Below are 14,776 nucleotides of genomic sequence, written 5' to 3'. Positions count from 1 at the left end.
GAACCGGAGGTTTGACGTGTACGACCGCATCGGGCGCCTGCCCGGACAGTCCCCCCAGGCAGTTCCACGGCAGGCGGGGCGTACCCAACGGTCCGGTCACCGGCCGGCCGCCCACCGCGACTGCCACCGCGGCCGGGCGGCCGGAACCGGCACTTGTACGAGCGGCCGCCCCGGGCCGGGGCGACCCGGCCGTCGGGCGAACGCACACCCGGGGGCGGCACGATGAGTGCCCCACGCGTGCTGCGCCATCAGCACCAGGACGCGGCGGCCCGGCCGTTCATCGTGATCTGGGAGACCACCCGGGCCTGTCCGCTGGCCTGCCTGCACTGCCGTGCCGAGGCCGTACCCAACCGGGACCCGCTGGAGCTGGACACCGAGGCCGCCCAGGACCTGATGCGGCAGGTGGCCGCCTTCGGGCATCCCGCGCCGCTGTTCGTGATCACCGGTGGAGACCCCTTCCAGCGACCCGACCTGCTGGAGCTGATCCGCTACGGACGGCAGATCGGTCTGCCGGTCGCCGTCTCGCCCTCCGGCACACCGACCCTCACCGCGGACCGGCTGCGGGCCGTCCACGAGGCGGGCGCGAAGGGGCTCTCCTTGAGCCTGGACGGCTCCACGGCCGAACTGCACGACGGCTTCCGCGGCGTGGACGGCGTCTACGGCTGGACACTGAGCGCCTGGGACACCGCCCGCGCCCTCGGTATGAAGGTGCAGATCAACACCACGGTCACCCGGCACAACCTGCACGACCTGCCCGACATCGTCCGGCTGGTCCACCAGCACGGAGCGATGCTGTGGAGCGCCTTCTTCCTGGTGCCCACCGGCCGGGGCAAGTCGCTGGGCGCGCTCACCGCCGCCGAGACCGAGGACGTCCTCAATTTCGTGTACGACGTCGGGCTGACCGTGCCCGCCAAGACCACCGAGGCCCACCACTTCCGCCGGGTCGCCCTGCAGCGCCGGATCATCGAGGACGCCGGGGACGACCATGTGGCCGTCCTCGGGCTCGGGGAGCTCTACGGCCGGCTCCGCAAGCGGGTCGCCGAACTCGGGCTCGACGCCGGCGAGCGGCGCACCCGAAGGCCGCCACTGGACGTCAACGCCGGCCGCGGATTCGTCTTCGTGTCGCACCACGGCACCGTTCATCCCAGCGGCTTCCTGCCCAAGAGCGCGGGCAGCGTGCGGGAGACCCCGCTGACCGAGATCTACCGCAACTCCGAGCTCTTCACCGGTCTGCGGGACCCCGACCGGCTCGGCGGCCGGTGCGGCAGCTGCGAGTTCCGCCGGGTGTGCGGCGGATCTCGCTCCCGTGCCTTCGCGGTCACCGGCGACCCCTACGCCGAGGAGCCCTGGTGCGACTACCGCCCCGGTTCCTTCCCCTACCAGCGGGAGCTGGCCGAACTCCTGCCCGACACCCCCGACGGAACGGAATGATCACCATCGGGCGCGGCCCCACGCAGACCGGCGGCGCGAGCGGGCCCGCCAAGTACCCGAGCAGATTCCGGGAGTCCGGCCTGCGCGTCCGCCATCTGCGCGCCCACGTGCTCGTCGTCGCCTGGTTCGCACTGGCCCTGCTGGCGGCCGCCGCCCAGCAGTCGCTTCCGGTGGCCCGCTGGCTGGCGGTGCACCTGTTCCTGCTGGGCGGCGCGACCACCGCCATCCTCATATGGAGCGAACACTTCGCCGTCGCGCTGCTGCACGCCCGGATCCCCGACGAGCGGTGGAGCGACGCCCGCCTGGCCGGAGCCAACGTGGCCGTCACCGGGATCGTCGTGGGCGTATGGGCGGACCTGCCGGTACTGACCGGCATCGCCGGTCTGCTGCTGGTCGCCGTCGCCACCGCACACCTGGTGGTGCTGATACGCATGGGCCGGGGCGCCCTCGGCGGCCGGCTCAAGGCGGTCGTCGGCTACTACCGCATCGCGACCGCGGCCCTGATCGCCGGGGCCGTGCTGGGCGGTCTGCTGGCCACCGGTCACGCGGGCGCCGCCCATTACGCCGGGCTCCGCCTGGCCCACATCCATGTCACGCTGCTCGGCTGGATCGGACTCCCCATCCTGGGAACCCTGTTCATGCTGTGGCCCACCGTGCTGGGCGTACGGATGAAGGAGCTCACCACCCGGGTGTCTCGGTGGGTGCTGTGGCTCACCGGCAGCGGACTGGCGGTGGCCGCCGTCGGGCTGGCCCTGCAGTGGCGCTGGCCGGCCGCGGCCGGACTGGCCGCATACGCGGCCGGGACCGCCGTGGCCGCGGGGCTGCTCGCCCGCACCGTACGAGGCAATCGGCCCGTCTCCGCGGCGGCGGCCTGGATGCTGGCGGCCGCCACCGGCTGGCTGCTGATCTCCGTGACGGTCGATCTGGTGATGCTGGCCGCCCGGTCGGTCACGGCGGTACAGACGGTGCTGGAGGACCTGGTGCCGGTGCTGCTCGCCGGCTTCGTCGCACAGGTCCTGATCGGCGCCCTGACCTATCTGCTGCCCGTGGTGCTCAGCCGCGGCCACGAGGACCGCGCGGCCGTGCGGGCGGTGCTGGAACGGGGATGGCTGCCGCGGCTCGTGGCGCTGAACGCCGGCGTGGCGCTGGTGGCGCTTCCGCTGCCCGGACCCTGCGACTTCGTGGGCATGGGCCTGGCCGGTGCGTCGGCCGCCGCGTTCCTGGTCCTGGTCGTGCTCGTGCTGGCTCACAGCCGTCGCACCGGTCAGGACCCGGCGCCGGCCGGTTCCGGACCGGAGCGGACGACACCGACCGCCACCCGGCGGCCCGCGCTGCTGGGCACCGCCGCCGGGGTCGTGATCACCGTACTGGCGGTGCTGGTCGCCAACGGCGGCCGGGACACCGGCAGTTCGACCGACACGGCCGCCGCCGCAGCCGGCTCGGCCGGCGGGTCCCGCACCGTCAACGTCTCGATCAGGGGCATGACTCTGAGCCCGAACCGGATCGAGGTCGCCAAGGGAACCTCCCTGCGACTGAAGGTCACCAACAACGACGCCCAGCGCCACGACCTCAAGGCCGAGAACGGCCGGGCGATCCCGCTGCTGTCCCACGGCCAGAGCCGTACCCTCGACCTGGGGAAGGTCACCGACGACCTGCAGCTGTGGTGCACCGTGCCCGGCCACCGCGCCGCCGGAATGCAGATGGACATCGTCGTGAAGTCCGGCACGGGCGCGGCCACCGACCAGAGCACCGCGTCGTCCGGTTCCGCCATGGAGATGGACCACAGCGGGCACTCCATGGACTCCTCCGGCAGTGGCGGACTCGACCTGGCCAAGGACTTCTCGACGGGCTGGAAATCCCGCTCGGCCGACCTGCCGTCCGCCGGCAGCGCGACCGTCCACAAGGTCGAACTGCACGCCGCCCACCGCACCGTCGAGGTCGCGCCCGGCGTCAAGCAGCAGATGTGGACCTTCGGCGGCACCGCCCCCGGCCCCACCCTGCACGGCAGGATCGGCGACATCTTCGAGATCACGCTCGTCAACGACGACACCGGCATGGGCCACGGCATCGACTTCCACGCCGGAGCCCTCGCCCCCGACAAGCCCATGCGGACCATCGACCCGGGGGAGCGGCTGGTCTACCGGTTCCGCGCCGAACGGGCCGGCGCCTGGCTGTACCACTGCAGCACCATGCCCATGCTCCAGCACATGGGCAACGGCATGTACGGCGCCGTGATCATCGACCCGCCCGGACTGCCCAAGGTCGACCACGAGTACGCCCTGGTCTCCTCCGAGATCTACCTCGGCACGCCCGGCAGCACGGCCCAGGTCGACAAGATGCGCAACGACACTCCGGACGCCTGGGTGTTCAACGGCATCGCCGCCCAGTACGACAAGGCGACTCTGAAGATGAAGGCCGGGGAGCGGGCCCGCTTCTGGGTGGTGGCCGCCGGACCCAGCGACGGGATCGCCTTCCACATCGTCGGGGCCGTCTTCGACACCGTCTACAAGGAGGGCGCGTACCTGCTGACGCCGAAACAGCCCGGCGGATCCCAGGTGCTCGATCTGTCCGCGGCCCAGGGCGGCTTCGTGGAGACCACGTTCGCCGAAGCCGGTCACTACTCCTTCGTCGACCACGACATGCGCCACGCCGAAGCCGGTGCGCACGGGACGATCGAGGTGACCCGGTGATGGGATCCGTCAACCTGTGGAGCCTGGTGCGTTTCACCCACGTCATCGGCGCGGTGGTGTGGGTGGGCGGACAGCTGGCCCTGTCCCTGGTGGTGCTGCCGCTGGGCCGCCGACTGCTCGACACGGAGGCATTCGCCCGGTTCTCCGCGGCGGCCGGCCGCCGCTTCGGAATGCTCACCGGAGCGCTGTTCCTGCCGCTGCAACTGGGCACGGGCTGGGCCATCGCCTGGCACAAGGGCGTCACCTGGGCCTCTCTCGGCGAGCCCGGCTACGGGCGCACCCTCGCGGCCAAACTGGGCCTGTTCGTCGTGGTCATGATCGCGGCGGCCGCCCACGGCTGGGCCCATGCCAAGGGCCGCGCCGAACTGGCCAAGGCCCTCGCCGTCGTCTCCCTCGTCGGCTCGCTCGGTGTCGTACTGCTGGCCACCGCACTGCCCGCCACCTGACCGGACGCGACAAGCCGGGGTACGCCCACCGTGGCGTACCCCGGCTTCTGGCGTCCCCGGCCTCTCGCATCACCATGGTGAGAGGGCGCCGGCGGCGGCCCTGTCCCGAGGTGCCGGCCGGAGGTCCCAACGGGCCCCAGAACGGCCCTGATGCCGTGGTCCTCTCGGCGGGCCGGTAGGGACTGATGGCCCACCCCGCAACGGGGCTCCGTCACCGAATCTGATGGCGGGCGGTCGCGCGGAACGCGGCCACCCGATCCGGACCGGATGAACCGGTCCGGACCCTGTGAGCAAGAGGAGCAGGCACAAATGCTGCAGGCATCGCAGAACAAGGACAGCGGGACGGTATCCGTTCCGCGCCAGGCGTGGCTGATGCTGGCGTTGGCCACGGTCGGTTTCGCCGTGAACTTCTGGGCGTGGGCACTGCTGAGCCCGCTCGGCCCGCGGTTCAAGGACTCCCTCGGCCTCTCCTCGTTCCAGCAGTCGCTGTTGGTCGCGGTGCCGGTCGTGGTCGGATCGCTGGGCCGGATCCCGGTGGGCGCGCTCACCGACCGGTTCGGCGGCCGGGTGATGTTCCCGCTCGTGTCGGCCGCCACCATCGTGCCGGTGCTGTACCTCGGTCTCGCCGGCCATGACTCGCTGACGACGCTGCTGATCGGCGGCTTCTTCCTCGGCATAGGCGGCACCGCCTTCGCCGTGGGTGTGCCCCTGGTCAGCGCCTGGTTCCCACCCGAGCGGCGGGGCGCGGCGATCGGCATCTTCGGCGCGGGCATGGGCGGTACCGCGATCAGCGCCCTGACGACCGTGAAGCTGGTGGACGCGCACGGCATGGCCAACCCGTTCCTGATCACCGCGGGCGTGCTGGCGCTCTACGCGGTGGTCTCCGCGCTCCTGCTGCGGGACGCACCCGGGCGCACGGTGCCGACCGAGCCGCTGGCCAGCCGTCTGGCGGCGACCTTCAAGCTGAGCATCACCTGGCAGGCCTCGGCCCTGTACGCGGTGGCCTTCGGCGGCTACGTGGCCTTCTCCGTCTACCTGCCGACCTACCTGAAGACCGGCTATGGACTGGCCCAGGCCGACGCCGCCAACCGGATGGCCGGGTTCGTGCTGCTGGCGGTCGCGATGCGGCCGGTGGGCGGCTGGCTGTCGGACCGTATCGGCGCGGTGCGGGTGCTGACGGGGGCGCTGGGCCTGGTGCTCGTCGGTGCCTTCGTGCAGGCGATGACGCCGTCGCTGGCCCCGGTGGGCACGGTCGCCTTCCTGACGCTGGCCGCCGCGCTCGGTGCCGGCAGCGGCGCGGTGTTCGCGCTGGTGGGGCTCCTGGCTCCGTCGAACATGGTCGGCTCGGTCACCGGCGTCGTGGGTGCCGCGGGCGGACTGGGCGGCTTCCTGCCGCCGCTGGTGATGGGTTCGCTCTACGGCGCCTACGGCTCGTACGGCATCGGCCTGAGCCTCCTCGGAATCGTCGCCACCGCCGCCCTGGCCTTCACCGCGACGGGCGTGCGCCAGGCCGTCTCGCGCCGCCCGGCCACCGCGCAGTCGCACTGACCCCGGCCCCGTAGAACCCCGTAGAACCCCGTAGAACAAGGTCGAACACGAAGGAACCACACGATGTGCGAGTACTGCGGATGCCAGTCACTGGCAGCCATCGACGAACTGACCCGCGAGCACGAGACCGTCGTGAACCTGATCGGCGAAGTGCACGACGCCCGGCGTGACGGTGACCTGACGCGCATGGTGGAGCGGGCCCGGGACATCGCCGCAGTGCTCGCCCCGCACACGGCGGTCGAGGAAGGCGCGCTCTTCCCCGCGATGGCCGAGGAGTTTCCCGGCCAGATCGCCGTTCTGGAAGCCGAGCACCGCCGTATCGAGGCGGTGCTGGAGGAGGCGGAGGAAGAGGTGCCGGCCGATCCCGGCTGGCCGGACCGGCTGACGGAGGTGCTCGCCCTGCTGCGCGAGCACATCCTCAAGGAGCAGGACGGCGTCTTCCCCGCCGCACTGTCCGTCCTGGACACCGAGCAGTGGGAGATGGTGGACGCGGTACGGCTCCGCGTCGGCGGTCTCACGCGGGCACCGAAACGCTGACACACATGAATGACGCCCGGGCCACGGCGGATGCCGCGGCCCGGGCGTCATTCATGTGTGCTCGTCATGTGTGCTCGTGTGGAAGCCGGTCGGTCGAGAGGGTCACTCATGCCTCGGTGACCCGGATGCCGGACACCAGATCGGGCCGTATGCGCACCGCCTGGTCCAAGGTCTGCCTCACCCACGGGCGAAGCATCTCCCGGTAGCGCGCCAGGTCCCGTTCGTCGGTGACCAGCTCGGCGAAACCGGTGACGACCACGCTCCAGCCCAGGTGGGTGTCCGGGTCGATCACGTCGGCCTCGTAGGCGACGACGACGCCCGGGCTGCCGTCCTGGCGGGTGTGCGAGGTCAGGGCCGCGCCCTCGTGGGTGCGGATGACTATCTGACCGTCGTCGATGATGTGATTGACCGGGCGGATGGTCGGCAGCGCGCTCCGGGTGAAGACGATCCTGCCCATGGGCACGCTGCCCAGCAGCCGTAGGGCCTCGGCACTGTCGAGTTCTGCGCTCCGGCGCGGTTCCACAAGGGCCGGCTCGGCGTTCTTGATAGGCATGGCGTGTGTCCGTAAGGAGGGGTTCGGCACGTAATCATGTGCGTCCGGTGTCCGCCGTTGCGTCCGGTGTCCGCCGAGCGTCATGTCCGCCGTGCGTCCGGTGTCCGCGTTCAGGGACCTCGATCAGACCAGTGAAATGGCCCACGCGCCGGTCGTGCCAGGGCCGTTCGGCCCTGCGCGGACCGCGTCCGGCCCTGCTTCGCGGGCCCCTCCCCCGGGCGCGCGGACGCGTAAGCGGATCCTCCGTGCCGCCCCCCGTCCCCGGCCCGATACCGTGGCAGATGTTCAGAAGGATCGGTGCCGGCACCGTGACCAGGGACGGAGGACAACGGTGGGAAGCTCCGACGACGCTCGCGAGGCGCGCATGCGGCTGCCGCAGCTGCGGCTGGACGAGCTCCTGGAGGAGTTGCAGGCCCGCCTGGACGCCGCCCGCGGCACCCGGGACCGGGTGCACAGCCTGCTGGAGGCGGTCCTCTCGGTCGGCCGGGAGCTGGACCTGGAGCAGGCGCTGCGCAGCATCGTCGAGGCCGCGGCGGTCCTGGTCGACGCGGAGTACGCGGCGCTGGGCGTGATCGGACCGGACGGAAAGCTGCTCTCGGACTTCCTCACGGTCGGCGTCAGCGACGAGCAGATCGCCCGCATCGGTCCCTTCCCGCAGGGCCACGGCATTCTGGGCGAGCTGATCCGGCACCCCGAACCGCTGCGGCTGGCCAGTCTCGCCGAGCACCCGGCGTCGTACGGCTTCCCGCCCCACCACCCGCCGATGAACACCTTCCTCGGCGTCCCCATCCGGGTACGCGGCCAGGTCTTCGGCAACCTGTACCTCACCGAGAAGCGGGGCGGCGCGCAGTTCGACGAGGAGGACGAGTCGGTCCTGTCCACGCTGGCCGTGGCGGCCGGCGTGGCGATCGACAACGCCCGTCTGTACGAGGAGTCACGGCTGCGCGAGCGCTGGCTGCGCGCGAGCACCGAGATCACTCACGGGCTGATGTCCGGCATCGAGAGAGGCGAGGTCCTCAGACTGATCGCCGAGCGGGCCGGGGAGATCACCTCGGCGTCCCTCGCCGTGGTCGCCGTACCGATGGCGGACACCGACGCGCTCACCGTGGAACTGGCGATCGGGGAGGAGGCGGAGGCCCATCGCGGTCTGGTGCTGCCCGTGGACGACAGCCTGATCGGGCGGGCCTTCTCCAGCGGCGCCCCGATCACCAGCGCCGACGTCTGCCGTGACGAACGCGTCTCGTCGGGCCCCCCGCGGTTCTACGGACTCGGCCCCGCGGTGGCCGTCCCCATCGGCTCCGGCGAGGGTGTACGAGGCGTCGTCCTGCTCGTCCGTGCCGCGGGCAGGCCCCCGTTCTCCGAGGAGGAGACGGAGCCGCTGCAGGGCTTCGCGGCGCAGGCCGCCGTGGCCATGGAGCTGGCCGAGCGGCGCAAGGACTCCGAGCAGATCGCGGTGCTGGAGGAACGTGACCGGATCGCCCGGGACCTGCACGATCTGGCGATCCAGCGGCTGTTCGCCACCGGAATGACGCTGCAGAGCGCGGGGCGGTTCATCGAGCACGCGGAGGCCTCCGGCCGGGTGCTGCGGGCGGTGGACGACCTGGACGAGACGATCAAGATCATCAGGTCGACGATCTTCGGCCTGCGGGCGCAGGACACCGCCACCGGTCCCGCCCTGCGGGCGCGGACGGTACGCGCGGTGGGCGAGGCCGCCCCACTGCTCGGTTTCGCCCCGAGCCTGCGGATGGAGGGCCTGCTGGACACCGACGTGGCCCGGGAGACCGCCGAACAGGTGATGGCGGTGCTCTCCGAGGCGCTGACCAATGTCGCGCGCCATGCGCACGCCTCCAAGACCGAGGTGGCGCTGGAGACCGACGGCAGGCAGATTCGGCTGACGGTCTCCGACAACGGCGTGGGCATCCCCGCCCACGGCCGCCGCAGCGGCTTGCGCAACATGAAGGAACGGGCCCAGCAACTCGGCGGGGACATGGAACTGACCGACCGGCCCGGCGGTGGTACGACACTGGTCTGGCACGCGCCGGTGGGGGAGGCCTAGCCGGGATCGCCGGCCGCTGCTCGTGGGGACGGGCCGAGGCCTTTCGGCGGATACTGGGACCGGCTGCCCCGGCGCGTGAGAACCTGGCCGGGGACCGGAACGAGGACCGTGCCCGACCCCGAACGCGCCCGTCCCGGGTGCCCGCCGAACCGGACCGCCGAGGGGCGGCGGGTGAGGAGGCTGCAAGGGCCATGCGACCGCTCGACGTGCAGACGGTGTCCACACTGGTCGAGGAGGCCACGGCCGCCCCGTCCATGCACAACGCTCAGCCGTGGAGCTTCCGCTTCGTGGCCGCCGAGGGTCTCCTCCTGTTGTTTGCCGATCTCGATCGGGCCATGCACCGGTCCGACCCGGGCAACCGGGCCCTGCACATCGGATGCGGGGCGGCGCTGTTCAATCTGCGGGTCGCCGCCGCACACGCCGGGCTCGCCCCGCAGGTCGTCCTGCTGCCCGACCCCGCGGATCCCCTGCTGCTGGCCGCCGTGCAGCTGACCGAACCCGGCGCGCCGGCCGCGGACGACCTTCGACCGCTGTATCCGGCGATCGGGCAGCGGCACACCAGCCGCCACCCCTTCGACGAGAAGGGCATCCCCGACGATGTACAGGCCGGGCTGCGGGCGGCGGCCGCCCGGGAGGGCGCCGAACTGCTCTTCCCCGGGCCCTGGCACATCGACACCCTGCTGGAACTCGTCCGCGACGCCGAGAGCCGCGACATCCTGGATCCCGGAGGCCGCGCGGACCTCGATCACTGGACCCGGATCGGCCCGGAAGCGGAAACCGCCACCGACGGAGTGCCCGAGTATGCGTTCGGGCCGCGACCGTCGGGCGGCCGGGCTCCGCTGCGCGATTTCGCCGGACGCCGGGCGGTGGCCGAGCACGACAGCGCACCCTTTGAACAGAACCCCCATCTGGCGCTGCTGAGCACCCACACCGACACGCCTGCCGACTGGCTGCTGGCCGGGCAGGCGCTGGAATGTGTCCTCCTGCGAGCCACCCTGGCCGGTCTGGCCACCGCCCTGACCTCGCACGCCCTGGAGAGCCGCGAGCTGCGCCTCCTGGCCCGCGATCCGGTGTCGGGCACGGGCCACGTCCAGATGGTGCTGCGGCTCGGCTACGGCCCGCCCGGCCCCGCCACACCCCGCCGCCCCGTGCGGGACGTCCTCGACATCGCCTAGGCAGTGACTTCCCGGGCAGCGGGAGCCTTGCTTGCCGGGGACATGTGGCGCGCCGGGATCGCAACCAGGAGCGGTGGGCAACACGCTAGGGCCATCCGGCCTCCATTGGGCCGCACAACCGGGGCCAAGCGTACCGACTTACCGAGCCGTTCGGCCTCGTTCGGCTTTTCCGGCCCATGATCGGCCCCGGACCGCGGCTTAATGGATTGCAGCTGTGATGCGTGAGCGCCCGCCCGCGCACGTTTGTAATTCCGAGGAGAGCCATGCTTTCGCCCGAGTCCGCCGCTGTCGTCCGCGCCACTCTGCCCGCTGTGGGCGGGGCCCTCGACGAGATAACGACGCGGTTCTACGGCACGATGTTCGGCGACCAACCCGAGCTGCTGGACGGGATGTTCAACCGGGGCAACCAGGCCAACGGTGAACAGCGCCAGGCTCTGGCCGGGTCCATCGCCGCCTTCGCCCAGGCGCTCCTCGCCGACCCCGACGCCCGCCCGGACGCACTGCTGTCCCGGATCGCGCACAAGCACGCCGCGCTCGGTGTGACCGAGGACCAGTACACGATCGTCCACAAATACCTGTTCGGCGCCATCGCCGACGTCCTCGGCGAGGCGGTCACCCCCGAGGTCGCCGGAGCCTGGGACGAGGTGTACTGGCTGATGGCCGGTGCGCTCATAGCCCGGGAGGCCCGCCTCTACCAGGAGGCCGACGTCGACCCGCGGCACCCCTGGCGGCAGTGGACCGTCGTCGAGCGCCGCGAGGAGACCCCGGACGTCGTCTCCTTCCTGCTGCGCCCGGCCGACGGATCGCCCGTACCGACCTCGCGCGCGGGCCAGTACGTAAGCGTGCGCGTCGAAATGGCCGACGGCATCCACCAGTTGCGCCAGTACAGCCTCTCCGGAGCGCCCGACGGCGAGCTGCGCCGCATCACCGTCAAGCGCGTCGAGAGTGTGGCCGAGGCCCCCGAGGGCGAGGTCTCCAACCAACTGCACCGCACCGTGAAGACCGGCGACGAGCTCACCCTGTCGGAGCCGTTCGGCGACGTGGTCCTCGACGACGCGGACTCCCCCCTGCTGCTGGTCTCCGCCGGCATCGGCTGCACCCCGATGGTCGGCATGCTCGAACACCTCGCCGCCACCGACTCGTCCCGGCCGGTCTGGGTACTGCACGCCGACCGCGCCCCGAAGGACCACGCCCTGCGCGCCGACACCCGCCGTCTGGTGGAGCAACTGCCCAACGCGCGCGCGGAGTTCTGGTACGAGGAGGAAGCGGACAGCGAGGCCGGTGCCCGCACCGGACTGATGATCCTCGACGAGCTCCAGCTGCCCGCCGGCGCCGACGTGTACCTGTGCGGCTCGCTTCCCTTCATGCGCGCCGTCCGCAGCCAGCTGCTCCAGGCCGGCATCCCCGCGCGCCACATCCGCTACGAGGTGTTCGGCCCCGACCTGTGGCTGGCGCACGCCGAGGACTGACAGCCGCGCGGTGAGCGGCGCCGCCCCTGCCTCCCGCTGATGAACGCGGTCGGCGCCGCCTGCTGCTGGACGACACCGGTCTGCCCGATGCGGCAGGCCGGTGTCGTCGTGCGCCCGGACGGCAATGGGGCCGAGGCCCGTCGCAGGAGGGCGCCGTCACCGCCGTAAGCCTTGTCCGCCTGGGCCGAAAGTCCCGGACCGGGAGACCGGCGGGCCCCGAAATCCGGCCGTATCGGAGCCCGGTGGCCCTTGAACGGGGCCCGTCCGGCCGTGGGCGGCGCGCCGGACGGTCGGCCAAGCTGGGGGCGACCGAACCGGAGGATCACGTGTACGGATCCAACGGGCGCTCACCCGTTCGGCTTCTCCGTCCTGAGTCGGCGCGGCGCTCGTACCGGTTCGGTCGCCGTCCGGCCGCCCGCCTTGTCTGCCCTGACTTCCGGGCGGCCGGACCAGGGGCTCGGCACGGGGCGTACCCAACCGGCCCCCATTCCGGCGGTCGTCAGGAGAAGCGCATGCACGCATCAGGCATATCGGAGATCGATGCCACCGCTCTGGAGACGCTGTTGGCGGCCGCGACGGCGGCGCCGTCGATCCACAACACCCAGCCGTGGCGGTTCCGACTGGAGCCTGCCACCGGGGTGTTGCAGGTCCGCGCCGCACCGCGGAAGTCGCTCTCGCTGACCGATCCGGAGTTCCGGGCCCAGTATCTGTCGGTCGGCGCGGCGCTGTTCAACCTCCGCGTCGCCGTGGATCACCTGGGTCTGCAGGCGATGGTGCGGCTGCTGCCGGACCCGTCCGACCCCGGGCTGCTGGCCGTCGTATGGCCGTGCGGCCGCTCCGACTTCCTCCAGCCCGACCAGTGGCGGGAGCTCGATCTGTACGGGGCCGTCGCGCGGCGGCACACGAGCCGCATGCCGTTCACCGGGCGTCCGGTGCCCGAATCCGTCGTGGCGCAGATGACCGAGGCCGCCCGGCTCGAAGGGGCGAGGCTGCGGGTACCGGACTTCGCCGGGACCCGGCGGCTGCTGCACCTGACCGCGGCCGGAGAGGCACGCAACCACGCCGACGCGGGACGTGCGGCCGAGAGCCGAGCGTGGATCACTGCGCCGGGTGAAGGCCCGTACGGCATTCCGGTGACGGCGCTGGGGCCGCAGGACTCGGCCGGACGGATGCCCGTGCGGGACTTCGTCGGCACCCAGCGCTCCCGGGGCCTGCCCGGGCTCCGCTTCGAGCGGCACGCCCAGGTGGCCCTGCTGTGCACCACCCGGGACCGGCGCGTGGACTGGCTACGGGCGGGTCAGGCGCTGCAGCGTGTGCTGCTGGTGGCCACCGCGCACGGAGTGCGCACGTCGATGCTGCACCAGGCGCTGGAGTGGCCGGATCTGCGGTGGGCGATGCGCAATGGACCTGAGCGGCGCTGCAGTCCGCAACTGCTGATCCGCTTCGGATACGGCCCGGAGGGCGGCCGGACCCCGCGTGCACCCGCACAGCCCTGAGACCACGGCCGATACGGTTCACCGGCCCGGGTGAGCCGTATCGGACCGGTGAGAACGAAGGAGCAGACAGGATGGCGCAGGTACCGACTCAGCAGGAGGCAGGGCCGGCACCGGTCCCCGACCGGGCGTGGCTGATGCTGGCCCTGGCCACGATCGGCTTCGCCGTCAACTTCTGGGCGTGGGCGCTGCTCAGCCCGCTCGGCCCCCGGTTCAAGGAATCCCTGGACCTGTCCTCCTTCGAGCAGTCGCTGTTGGTGGCGGTGCCGGTCGTGGTGGGCTCGCTGGGCCGCATCCCGGTCGGAGCGCTTACGGACCGGTTCGGCGGACGGGTGATGTTCCCGCTGGTCTCCGCGGCCACCATCGTCCCCGTCCTCTATCTCGGGCTCGCGGGCCACTCCTCCCTGACGGCCCTGCTGGTCGGCGGGTTCTTCCTCGGTATCGGCGGCACCGCCTTCGCTGTCGGGGTGCCCCACGTCAGCGCCTGGTTCCCGCCCGAGCGACGAGGGTTCGCCATCGGGATCTTCGGCATGGGCATGGGCGGCACCGCGATCAGCGCGCTGACCACGGTGAAGCTCGTCGATGCCCATGGCATGGCCACCCCCTTCCTGATCACCGCCGCCGTTTTGGCGGTGTACGCGGTCGTGTCGGCGCTGGTGCTGCGCGACGCCCCCGGCCGCGTGGTGCCGACGGAGCCGCTCTTCCGTCGTCTGGCCGCCACGCTCAAGCTCGGTGTCACCTGGCAGGCCTCCGCCCTGTACGCGGTGGCCTTCGGCGGATATGTCGCCTTCTCGGTCTATCTGCCGACGTATCTGAGGACCGCCTACGGGCTGACCCAGGCCGACGCGGCGAACCGGATGGCCGGATTCGTACTGCTCGCGGTGGCGATGCGGCCCGTCGGCGGCTGGCTGTCGGACCGCGTGGGAGCGGTGCGCGTCCTCGTCGGGGCGCTGGCCGTGGTGGTCGTCGGCGCGCTCCTGCAGTCCCCGACCCCCTCCCTGGCGCCGGTCGGCACGATCGCCTTCCTCGCCATGGCCGCCGCGCTCGGGGCGGCCAGCGGAGCGGTCTTCGCCCTGGTGGCCCTGCTGGCCCCCGCGAACCGGGTCGGCTCGGTCACCGGAGTCGTCGGCGCGGCCGGCGGACTGGGCGGATTCCTGCCGCCCCTGGTCATGGGCTCGCTGTACGGCGCCTACGGCTCCTACACGCTGGGCCTGGTCCTACTGGCCCTGGTCGCCGCCGCCGCGCTGGTGTTCACCGCCACCGGCGTCCGCCACGCCGTCGCCCGGCGCACTCGGGTCGCCCAGCCGCAGGAGCAGTAACCGCGTTCCAGGCGGATTTGATCCTTCCCGTGGCGCCGCTGCCAGGTGAAGGCAAGAAT

General features: G+C 72.0%; 11 protein-coding genes. 10 read left to right on the top strand and 1 reads right to left on the bottom strand.

Translation table 11 applies throughout. The features are described from left to right. Positions 1 to 222: 222 nt before the first annotated feature. The 5 genes from ACFY1J_RS26310 (at position 223) to ACFY1J_RS26290 (ending at position 6,652) form a co-directional block, all read left to right on the top strand. Positions 223 to 1,431, top strand: coding sequence for a TIGR04053 family radical SAM/SPASM domain-containing protein (locus ACFY1J_RS26310; protein WP_390709415.1), 1,209 nt, complete (start codon positions 223 to 225; stop codon positions 1,429 to 1,431). After that, positions 1,428 to 4,121 carry a multicopper oxidase domain-containing protein gene (locus tag ACFY1J_RS26305; protein WP_390709414.1) on the top strand — a complete coding sequence of 898 codons (2,694 nt, stop codon included), beginning with the start codon at positions 1,428 to 1,430 and terminating at the stop codon, positions 4,119 to 4,121. Before ACFY1J_RS26310 ends, ACFY1J_RS26305 begins: the two co-directional genes overlap by 4 nt. Next, a complete protein-coding gene (locus ACFY1J_RS26300) occupies positions 4,121 to 4,567 on the top strand; it encodes a hypothetical protein (RefSeq protein ID WP_363295799.1) in 447 nt (148 codons plus the stop codon). The genes ACFY1J_RS26305 and ACFY1J_RS26300 overlap by 1 nt, the downstream gene beginning before the upstream one ends. 309 nt (positions 4,568 to 4,876) lie before the next feature. Beyond that, on the top strand, positions 4,877 to 6,115 hold the full coding sequence (locus tag ACFY1J_RS26295; protein ID WP_390709412.1) for an MFS transporter: 1,239 nt from the start codon (positions 4,877 to 4,879) through the stop codon (positions 6,113 to 6,115). 63 nt (positions 6,116 to 6,178) lie between these two features. After that, on the top strand, positions 6,179 to 6,652 hold the full coding sequence (locus ACFY1J_RS26290) for a hemerythrin domain-containing protein (protein ID WP_390709411.1): 474 nt from the start codon (positions 6,179 to 6,181) through the stop codon (positions 6,650 to 6,652). Positions 6,653 to 6,758: 106 nt separating this feature from the next. Here ACFY1J_RS26290 and ACFY1J_RS26285 read toward each other — a convergent pair whose 3' ends face one another. Then, positions 6,759 to 7,205 carry a pyridoxamine 5'-phosphate oxidase family protein gene (locus ACFY1J_RS26285; RefSeq protein ID WP_390709410.1) on the bottom strand — a complete coding sequence of 149 codons (447 nt, stop codon included), beginning with the start codon at positions 7,203 to 7,205 and terminating at the stop codon, positions 6,759 to 6,761. A 364-nt stretch (positions 7,206 to 7,569) separates the two neighbouring features. Between ACFY1J_RS26285 and ACFY1J_RS26280 the strand changes: the two genes are divergently transcribed. From ACFY1J_RS26280 to ACFY1J_RS26260, 5 genes are all read left to right on the top strand, one after another. After that, complete coding sequence (locus tag ACFY1J_RS26280) at positions 7,570 to 9,261, top strand: GAF domain-containing protein (RefSeq protein WP_390709687.1); 1,692 nt, start codon at positions 7,570 to 7,572, stop codon at positions 9,259 to 9,261. A gap of 191 nt (positions 9,262 to 9,452) precedes the next feature. Next, on the top strand, positions 9,453 to 10,436 hold the full coding sequence (locus tag ACFY1J_RS26275; RefSeq protein WP_390732066.1) for an Acg family FMN-binding oxidoreductase: 984 nt from the start codon (positions 9,453 to 9,455) through the stop codon (positions 10,434 to 10,436). Between the two features lie 263 nt (positions 10,437 to 10,699). Further along, positions 10,700 to 11,905, top strand: a complete 1,206-nt coding sequence (locus ACFY1J_RS26270; protein ID WP_390732065.1) for a globin domain-containing protein — start codon at positions 10,700 to 10,702, stop codon at positions 11,903 to 11,905. Positions 11,906 to 12,417: 512 nt separating this feature from the next. After that, positions 12,418 to 13,401 (top strand): Acg family FMN-binding oxidoreductase, encoded by a 984-nt coding sequence (locus ACFY1J_RS26265; RefSeq protein WP_390709407.1) that lies wholly within the window; start codon positions 12,418 to 12,420, stop codon positions 13,399 to 13,401. Between the two features lie 71 nt (positions 13,402 to 13,472). Further along, positions 13,473 to 14,717, top strand: a complete 1,245-nt coding sequence (locus tag ACFY1J_RS26260; RefSeq protein ID WP_390709406.1) for an MFS transporter — start codon at positions 13,473 to 13,475, stop codon at positions 14,715 to 14,717. Positions 14,718 to 14,776: the final 59 nt, after the last annotated feature.

The organism is Streptomyces sp. NPDC001406, assembly GCF_042895285.1.
Lineage (GTDB): Bacteria > Actinomycetota > Actinomycetes > Streptomycetales > Streptomycetaceae > Streptomyces.
The sequence above is the reverse complement of the archived record's forward strand: the minus strand, read 5'-3'. Positions and strand labels throughout refer to the sequence as shown.

Bases quoted from the DNA above. Each gene is read 5' to 3' on its own strand.
- ACFY1J_RS26285 (WP_390709410.1), bottom strand. From the start codon at position 7,205: ATGCCTATCAAGAACGCCGAGCCGGCCCTTGTGGAACCGCGCCGGAGC.
- ACFY1J_RS26265 (WP_390709407.1), top strand. From the start codon at position 12,418: ATGCACGCATCAGGCATATCGGAGATCGATGCCACCGCTCTGGAGACG.
- ACFY1J_RS26290 (WP_390709411.1), top strand. From the start codon at position 6,179: ATGTGCGAGTACTGCGGATGCCAGTCACTGGCAGCCATCGACGAACTG.
- ACFY1J_RS26260 (WP_390709406.1), top strand. From the start codon at position 13,473: ATGGCGCAGGTACCGACTCAGCAGGAGGCAGGGCCGGCACCGGTCCCC.
- ACFY1J_RS26295 (WP_390709412.1), top strand. From the start codon at position 4,877: ATGCTGCAGGCATCGCAGAACAAGGACAGCGGGACGGTATCCGTTCCG.
- ACFY1J_RS26305 (WP_390709414.1), top strand. From the start codon at position 1,428: ATGATCACCATCGGGCGCGGCCCCACGCAGACCGGCGGCGCGAGCGGG.
- ACFY1J_RS26280 (WP_390709687.1), top strand. From the start codon at position 7,570: ATGCGGCTGCCGCAGCTGCGGCTGGACGAGCTCCTGGAGGAGTTGCAG.
- ACFY1J_RS26270 (WP_390732065.1), top strand. From the start codon at position 10,700: ATGCTTTCGCCCGAGTCCGCCGCTGTCGTCCGCGCCACTCTGCCCGCT.
- ACFY1J_RS26310 (WP_390709415.1), top strand. From the start codon at position 223: ATGAGTGCCCCACGCGTGCTGCGCCATCAGCACCAGGACGCGGCGGCC.
- ACFY1J_RS26275 (WP_390732066.1), top strand. From the start codon at position 9,453: ATGCGACCGCTCGACGTGCAGACGGTGTCCACACTGGTCGAGGAGGCC.
- ACFY1J_RS26300 (WP_363295799.1), top strand. From the start codon at position 4,121: ATGGGATCCGTCAACCTGTGGAGCCTGGTGCGTTTCACCCACGTCATC.